At 67.7% G+C, this 1,382-nt stretch carries 2 protein-coding genes; both read left to right on the top strand.

Annotated elements, in window-relative coordinates:
* Positions 1 to 1,181, top strand: a 1,181-nt coding sequence (locus tag ABZY45_RS35050; protein ID WP_356746303.1) for a condensation domain-containing protein, incomplete at its 5' end; no start/stop codon positions are given.
* Positions 1,174 to 1,382 (top strand): hypothetical protein (locus tag ABZY45_RS35055; RefSeq protein WP_356746304.1); only part of this gene is annotated, 209 nt, incomplete at its 3' end. The genes ABZY45_RS35050 and ABZY45_RS35055, both read left to right, overlap by 8 nt.

Below are 1,382 nucleotides of genomic sequence, written 5' to 3' on the forward strand. Positions count from 1 at the left end.
ACGCCCCGCAGTGGCGGATGCTCCTGGCCCGCGTCGCCGACGACCGCCACGAGCTGGTCTGGTCCGCGCACCACACCATCCTGGACGGCTGGAGCCTCGGACTCGTCCTGCGCGACGTGACCGAGTGGTACGGCGCCCTCACCTCGGGGCGGAGCCTGGAGCGGACGCCCGCGCGGCCTTACCGTGACTATGTCTCCTGGCTCCAGGAACAGGACCTCGAACAGGCCGAACGGTACTGGCGCGACACCCTGCACGGTGTCGAGGGAGCGGTCCCGCTCTCCATCGAGAGGTACACGCCTGCGGCGGCCCCCGGCACCGCCGGCCACGCCGAGACGGACGTGCTCTTCGGGGCCCAGGAGACCGCACAGCTGCACGCGCTGGCCGCGGCCAACCGGCTCACCCTCAACACCTTGCTCCAGGGCTGCTGGGCCCTGCTGCTCGGCCGTTACACCGAGGCCGACGACATCGTGTTCGGCACCGTGGTCTCCGGGCGCCCGGCCGACGTGGCAGGCGTCGAGGGCACGGTCGGTCTCTTCATCAACACGCTCCCGCTCCGGGTGGGGCTGCCTGCGGACAGCACCGTCGTCGACTGGCTCCAGGACCTCCAGCAGCAGAACCTGAGCATGCGCCAGTACGAGTACAGCCCTCTGGGCAAGGTCCAGCAATGGAGCGGTCTGCCGGCCGGTGTACCACTCTTCGACAGCCTTTTCGTCTTCGAGAACTACCCGGTGGAGAAGGAGGCCGGTGCCCTGCGCATCGCCCTCACCCGCTCCGAGGAACGCGTCAACTACGCCATCGGGCTGGTGGCGAGTGTTCCCGAGGACCGGCTCCGCATCACCGTGCAGTACGACACCGCGCGCTTCGAACGCGACGCCGTCGAGCGAATGACCGGCCACCTTCGCGGCATCTGCGGCCAGATCGCCCAGAACCCGCAGATGCGCCTGAGCGGCATCACCGTCCTCACGGACGAGGAGAGGCGACAGGTGCTCCATCAGAGCGAACAGGCCCCGACCGCAGACGACTTCGACCTGTCGGCCTATGCGGCAGGGATCAGCGACGACGCTGAGCGCGCGCTCCTGGAACAACTCGTGGCAGAGGTCCGGTCGCTGTCGCAGAGCGATCTCCAGGACCGGATTCAGACCGCTTCACCGGCTACCGAGACGAGTGACGATCATGAGTGAACTGCTTCCTCAGCTTGAGAACCTCTCGGCCGAGCAGCAGGCGATGCTGCGTCTCAGGCTGCGGCAGATCAAGGATCAGGCATCGCGTCCCGAGCCCATGCACGCTCTGTTCTCGGAGCGGGCTCGTGCGTTTCCGGATCGGGTTGCGGTGGTGTTCGGTGATGTGGAGTTGAGTTACGGGGCGTTGGAGCGGTGGTCGAA

The sequence above is a fragment of the Streptomyces sp. NPDC006516 genome (assembly GCF_040611875.1).
In the GTDB taxonomy this organism is placed as follows: Bacteria; Actinomycetota; Actinomycetes; order Streptomycetales; family Streptomycetaceae; genus Streptomyces.